This is a genomic window from Gluconacetobacter entanii (assembly GCF_013155425.1).
Lineage (GTDB): Bacteria > Pseudomonadota > Alphaproteobacteria > Acetobacterales > Acetobacteraceae > Novacetimonas > Novacetimonas entanii.
In genome coordinates this window covers 1-6,640 of the sequence record NZ_JABJWD010000088.1, presented here as the reverse complement: position 1 = coordinate 6,640, position 6,640 = coordinate 1, and the positions used below count along the sequence as shown (strand labels likewise).

The window sequence follows — 6,640 nt, the reverse complement described above, 5'->3', positions numbered from 1 at the left end:
AAGGTTGCGCATGTCATGCGGGTAACGCACACGGTCCAGTTGCGCAAAACGGCCCAGCGTCGGGATCGAGCCCCACCGGTCCGCCTCGGGCCGGGTCCCGGAAGAAGCTTCCGCAGAACCTCCTGGCGAAGCCGCAGACGGGGGGGCGTCGTGCTTGGGGGCTGCCTTCGGCTGGTCCATGATGGTCGCGTCCATTTATCTTTGTCGGGATCTGTCCGGGGAAACGGGTCAGACCCTGAACCGGTTTCTTGGTCGGCCGCCTCATGCCCGGCATCACGGCCCGCCCGTATCCATGGGGGCGACGGTCGCGACAGCCGGGTATCATGCGACATGGTCATGGTCATTCATGACGACCGCAAGGTGTTCGCCCCTTGCGCACGTTATGGCAAGGGTGGATAAATACTAAATCGCCGTGTGTTGTGAATTCGCCACACCCCATACGATAGCAATTGAATACAGGATGTTTTTTGTCCTATACAGCCGCCAAAGTGTTCATGTGTCGTAACAACTCCGCAACCTCGCCATGTTCTTGATGCACGGCTGACACCTGTCGGGGTTGTTTTCTTGCGATCGGACGTGTCCATAGTCCGGACTACATGATTTGGAATCAAGACCGGCGTCCGTGCGCCGGTGCAGGAGCAGAGGTTTCATGGCCGTTCCTATTATGCAGGCCGTCCGGGTGGGCGCCTACGTCGTCAAACAGCACCTGACGCGCCGCCAGCGCTATCCGCTGGTGCTGATGCTCGAACCGTTGTTCCGCTGCAACCTTGCATGCGCGGGCTGCGGCAAGATCGATTATCCCGCGCAGATCCTGAACCAGCGCATGACCGTGCAGGAATGCCTGGACGCGGATACGGAGGCAGGCGCCCCCGTCATTGCCGTGGCCGGTGGCGAACCGCTGCTGCACAAGGAAATGCCGGAGATCATCCGCCAGCTTATCGCGCGCAAGAAATACGTCTATCTCTGCACCAACGCGCTGCTGCTGGAAAAGAAGCTCGACGATTACGAGCCGAGCCCCTTCTTCTCTTGGGACGTGCATCTTGATGGCGACCCGGCGATGCATGACGCCTCCGTCTGCCAGGAAGGCGTGTACGAACGCGCCGTCGCGGCCATCAAGAAGGCGAAGGCCCGTGGTTTCCGCGTGTCCATCAACTGCACCCTGTTCGATGGCGCGGACCCCAAGCGTGTCGCCGCGTTCTTTGACGAGGTGATGGCCATGGGCGTGGACGGCATCATGACCGCCCCCGGCTATGCCTATGAGCGCGCGCCGGACCAGGAACACTTCCTGAACCGCCAGAAGACGAAGCAGCTGTTCCGCGACATCTTCCGCCTTGGCAAGGGCAAGAAGTGGCGCTTCACGCAGTCGCCGCTGTTCCTGAACTTCCTTGCCGGGAACGAGCAGTACCACTGCACCCCGTGGGGCAAGCCGCTGCGCAACGTCTTTGGCTGGCAGCGCCCGTGCTACCTGCTGGGCGAAGGCTACGCCAAGAGCTTTGAAGAGCTGATGGCCGACACCAACTGGGATTCGTACGGCACCGGCAACTATGAAAAGTGCGCCGACTGCATGGTCCATTCGGGCTACGAATCGACGGCGGTGATGGATGCGGTGCGTCGTCCGTGGCACATCGCCAAGGTCGCGCTGTTCGGGCCGGAAACGGAAAAGCCGATGGTGCCGGAAATCTCGCTGGCGAACCAGCGCCCGGCGGAATACGTCTTCACGCAGCATGTCGATGCGAAGATGGAGGAACTGGCGGCCCGCAAGAAGCCGGCAGCCCCCCCGCGCGTGAACAAGGTGTCCGCGCAGCCGGAAACGGCGGCCGCCGCCGACTGATCCCATGCCCGTCCGGGCCATGGAGCAGGATAAAAGGTAACGGAATGGCGGGGCATGTCCCTGCCATTTCTGTATCCGGCACAGGAAAATGACCCGCCGCGAATCGGGACCGATTCGGTCTGGGTTGGGGATGTGCATGATTTCGGGTGTCATCGACGCGCGCGATATGCTCTAGGATCGCGGCATCATGCTTGTCTCCCTGATTATCATATTCTGCCTTGTTCTCCTCAACGGTGTGTTCGCGATGGGGGAACTGGCGCTGATTTCCGCACGGCGCGCACGTCTTGCGGTCATGTCAAAGGCCGGGGTCAAGGGGGCGGACCGGGCGCTGAAGCTGGCGAACGACCCGCAGGGCTTCCTGCCGACGGTGCAGGTCGGGATGACCCTTGTCTCGATTCTGGAGGGCACGTTCGGCGGCACCAGCATCGAGGCGCGGATGACGCACTGGCTGCTGCACTTTCCCCGCCTTGCCCCGTTCGCCAGCGAAATTTCGATGACCGTAGTCGTCAGCAGCATCACCGCCATCATGCTGGTGGGCGGTGAACTGGTGCCCAAGCAGATCGCCCTGCGCCAGCCTGAACAGATCGCCGCCCGCCTTGCCCTGCCGCTGGAGGGACTCGCCTGGATTTCGCGCCCGGTGGTCTGGCTGCTGGGGCGGGCGTCGGAACTGGTGCTGCGCCTGATGCGGGTCAATGCGCATGCCAGCACGGCCCTGACGGAAGAGGAACTGCGCGCCTACATCGCCGAGGGCGCGCAGGCGGGCGTGCTGGAGCAGGAGGAGCGCGACATGATCGAGCGCCTGCTGCGCATGGCGGACCGGCCCGTGCGCGCGATCATGACGCCGCGCACCGAACTGTGCTGGATCGAGCGCCATGTCCCGCGCGCGGAACTGCTACGCATCCTGCGCTCCACCACCTATTCGCGCATCGTGGTCTGTGACGGGGGGGTGGACAATCCGGTGGGCGTCATCCTCGCCAAGGACATGCTGGACCGCTTCCTTGATGGCAAGAGTCCTTCGGTCGAGGCCGGACTGCGGCGTCCCATTTCCGTGCCGGATACGCTGTCGGCGTTCGACATGCTGGACCGGATGCGTTCATCGCCGCTCGGCCTGGCGCTGGTGCTGGACGAATATGGCTCGTTCGAGGGAATCGTGACGTCCTCCGACCTGTTCGGCGCCATCGTGGGCGAACAGCACGAACCCGGCAGCACCCCGCCGCAGCGGATCGCCCATGACAATGTGCTGGTGCTTGACGGGTCCATGCCGGCCGATGAGGTCAAGCACAGGCTGGACCTGTCGGACCTGCCGGCGGAAGGCAGCTACCATACCCTTGGCGGCCTGATCCTTGCGCTGTTGCGGCGTGTGCCCGCACGCGGCGACAAGGTCGTGTTTTCCGGCTGGCTGTTCGAGGTGCTGGAAATGGAGGGACGGCGCGTGGTGCGTGTCCGCGCCAGCCGTCAGGTGCTGGCGGAGAACTGAGGCTGGTTCCCGGGGGCTTTGCCCCCGAACCCCCACCAAAGGGCGCGGCCCTTTGGAAACCACTACTTTTAAATGGATCAAGATGCAGGGAGCGTGCTCCCTGCCGGGTCCGGGCAAGCTGCCCGGATGCTGGCCGCCTGCGTGGTTTTTTGTGGCAGGGCAGTGTTCAGGGGCTTTGCCCCCGAACCCCCACCAAAGGGCGCGGCCCTTTGGAAACCACTACTTTTAAATGGATCAAGATGCAGGGAGCGTGCTCCCTGCCGGGTCCGGGCAAGCTGCCCGGATGCTGGCCGCCTGCGTGGTTTTTTGTGGCAGGGCAGTGTTCAGGGGCTTTGCCCCCGAACCCCCACCAAAGGGCGCGACCCTTTGGAAACCACTACTTTTAAATGGATCAGGGTGCAGGGAGCGTGCTCCCTGCCGGGTCCGGGCAAGCTGCCCGGATGTTATCCGCCTGCGTGGTTTTTTACGCCGGAGGGCAGATGTCAGTGGATCGTGCGTGAACCGCCGTGCACGAGGTTCTGCTCGGGGCTGAAGGCGGGCCATTCGTTGCGGGCCAGCGTCTCCAGCGAAGGTGAGGGCAGGTGAAGCCTGTCGGCATAGATCCACAGGTAGGTAAAGGCGCGACGGACATAATCGCGGGTCTCGTTATTGGGCAACTGCTCGATATACAGCAGCGGGTCATCGGCCTCGTCCGTGCCGTTGGCGGCGCGGCGGGCGATGGCGGATGGCCCGGCGTTGTAACTGGCGAGCATGCGGATCAGGTCGCCCCCGGCCGGTGCGTGCGGCCCCGGGTGCTGGGTCGAAAGCTGCGCCAGGTAAAGGACGTAAAGCTGCCCGATCTCCAGGTTGTGGCCGGGGTCATGCAGGGCCGCCGGACGCCCGGCATAGTCCATGCCGCTGTGGGTGACGAAGCCCGCCGTCACCGGCATCACCTGCATCAGGCCGTGCGCCCCGGAACCGGAAACCGCATTGGCATCGAAATTGGATTCCAGCCGTGTCAGCGCATACACCAGCGCCGGGTCCATGCGGAACCCGTGGTCAGGATGCAGCGGCGGCAGGGGGAAGCGCGTCTCGCGGTCCGACTGGTCCCCTGCCTGCGACTGGATCAGCAGCGCCATCTGCGACGCCAGTTCCTTCATGCCCATGGCATCCGCCACAAGCTGGAGGGAGCGGCACAGCGCGGCATCGTTCTGCACATCGGGCCACAGGCGGCGCAGGGTGGCTTCGGCGCGGGCGTTTTCACCCACCTGCGCCAGGGCGAAGGCCCTGCGCCCGGCAGGTGTCGCGGCGACGGCCTCCACGTCGATTTCACCCATCACCGGGGTGCCTTCATGCAGCGGGTGCCGGTCATCGGCCAGCGACATGGACGCCCCGTCCCCGATCGTGCCGGGGTGGGTGGGGGCGGCATGACGCAGGCCCAGCGCCTGGCTGGCCAGCATGCCATAGAATGTGTGCGGGGCGGCGGCGGCGCGATGCAGCCATGGCTCGTACGCCGCGACGTCGCCCACCGCGCGGTGCGAACGCGCGGCCCAGAAGGCGGCGCCCGCACGGATGCTGCCCGGTGTCAGGGGCGCGCGCGACGCGGCCTCGAACAGGGGTTCGGCCTGGTCGGGGCGTCCCTGCCGCCAGGCCGCGAGGCCCGCGACATAGCCCGCAAGGCCGAGGCGGCCGGAGGATGTCTCGAACGCCTCACGCGCGATGCTCAGGGCGAGGCGGTTTTCGCCCGCGCTGAACAGGGTCATCGCGACCTCGGTCCGCAGGTGGGCGGCATACAGGGGGTTCAGGCCCGGCGTCGCCTGGATCAGGTGCAGCGCGCTGCGGGCGCCCTTGACGCCCTGCGACGTGCGCTCCCGCACCGTATGGTCCAGCAGGCTGTTGCGGGTGAAGACCCGCAGGGAGGGATCGTCCTCCTCCGGCAGGTGGACGTGTGCGGGTGCCCGTACGCTGCCCAGCGCGATGTCGGGTGGTGCGGGCGGCAGCGGGGTTCCGCGCGGCGCCTGCGCCACAAGCAGGGCATGGATGGCCGGGGAATCCGCCAGGGAGGAGAAGGTCCGCAGCCACATGCGCAACTGCCCCGTGCTGGGGTGATAGGCGGGGTTCAGGTAGCGCGCGGCCAGAAGGTCGCCAAGCAGCAGGTCGTCATGGATGCTGGCGGTCTGGCTGATGGCGGCGTCAAAGCGGCCTTCGCGCTGCAGGGCGAAAATCCTGCGGATGCGTGCCGCGTCGTCAGGCGCAAGCACACGCGGCAGGCTGACACTGCCACCGCCCCGGGTCGGGAAGCGTGGAAGCGCAAGCGCTGTTTCCTCGTTGTGGCCGCTCTGGGCTGATCCATCCGGATCCAGCGCCCTGTGGTCCACCGATTGGGCACGAAGCGGCGCGAAGGCTGCTCCTGCCAGGAATGCGGCACCCGCCAGGAATGCGGTTACCGCGGTGGGGGGGGTATGATTTATCCCTCGCATGGCTCGCGGGGTTTAGGACCTTGCGAGCAAGAAAGCAACCCAATTGCGTCGGACGCTTATCAATAAGATTTCACAACAGTTATTGGAACCGAAATATATCCTTGAAAACACGTCCTGAAACGCAGGTTGATATACCTGATGTTAATGAATGGACACCTGTTAATATATCATGATTACGCGCCATGATTGTATCCGTCTTCCTGTAACGTTTTGCGTAACTCCAGCATGTCTTTCCATGCATCACGGCGTGCTGTCGGACTGGCGCGCAACTGCTGTGCGTGGCGCATCGGCAATGCGGGGATAACGTGCGCCGTGCCTGAATTGTTGCCTGTTTCGGACAGGTTTGGCGGCATGGTGATGTCGCGCCACCGCCCGCGTGCGCGCGCCGCCGTTATGCGTTCCCCCGTCAGGAGGGCGACGGGGATGTTGCCCATCAGGATCAGGCGGCGCGGCCGGGCCAGCACAATCAGGCGTTGCAGGAATGGCAGGCATGATTTCAGCTCCATGGCGGAGGGCGGACGCCCCCCCGGTGGCCGCCATGCGATGACGGGGGCAAGGAACAGGTCGTCGCGCGACAGGCCGATGGAGCCGAACATCCGGTCGGTCAGGCGCCCCGTCTCCCCACAGAACGCCACGCCGCCGCGGTCCTCGTCCGCGTCGGGGGCCTCGCCCACCACCATGACATGCGCGCCGGGCCTGCCCTGGGGGGCGACGGTATGGGTCGCGGTGTCACGCAGGGCGCAGTGTTCGAACGCGGCCATGACGGCGTGCAGTTCCTCCACCGTGGTGGCGCGGGCGGCGCAGGCGCGTGCATCGGCGGCGGCCCGTTCGGCCATCGTCGCGGCGGACGGTGGCGGGGCGGGACGCGATGGC

General features: G+C 65.3%; 5 protein-coding genes. 2 read left to right on the top strand and 3 right to left on the bottom strand.

Going from position 1 to position 6,640, the window contains the following annotated elements:
- The coding region (locus tag HNH97_RS17775; protein WP_216657680.1) for a hypothetical protein at window positions 1-180 on the bottom strand (180 nt) is incomplete at its 3' end.
- A gap of 469 nt (window positions 181-649) precedes the next feature.
- Here HNH97_RS17775 and hpnH point away from each other — a divergent pair.
- Together hpnH and HNH97_RS14580 are read left to right on the top strand one after the other, a co-directional pair.
- Window positions 650-1,831 carry an adenosyl-hopene transferase HpnH gene (hpnH, locus tag HNH97_RS14585; protein ID WP_110914259.1) on the top strand — a complete coding sequence of 394 codons (1,182 nt, stop codon included), beginning with the start codon at window positions 650-652 and terminating at the stop codon, window positions 1,829-1,831.
- Between the two features lie 187 nt (window positions 1,832-2,018).
- The gene (locus HNH97_RS14580) at window positions 2,019-3,308 is read left to right on the top strand and encodes a hemolysin family protein (protein ID WP_171791362.1); all 1,290 of its coding nucleotides are present in this window, start codon (window positions 2,019-2,021) and stop codon (window positions 3,306-3,308) included.
- 482 nt (window positions 3,309-3,790) lie between these two features.
- On the opposite strand, the gene HNH97_RS14575 is transcribed toward HNH97_RS14580, so the two are convergent.
- Both HNH97_RS14575 and HNH97_RS14570 read right to left on the bottom strand, forming a co-directional pair.
- Complete coding sequence (locus tag HNH97_RS14575) at window positions 3,791-5,767, bottom strand: lytic transglycosylase domain-containing protein (protein ID WP_110914257.1); 1,977 nt, start codon at window positions 5,765-5,767, stop codon at window positions 3,791-3,793.
- Between the two features lie 173 nt (window positions 5,768-5,940).
- A partial coding sequence (locus HNH97_RS14570; RefSeq protein ID WP_171791361.1) for a uracil-DNA glycosylase occupies window positions 5,941-6,640 on the bottom strand: 700 nt, incomplete at its 5' end.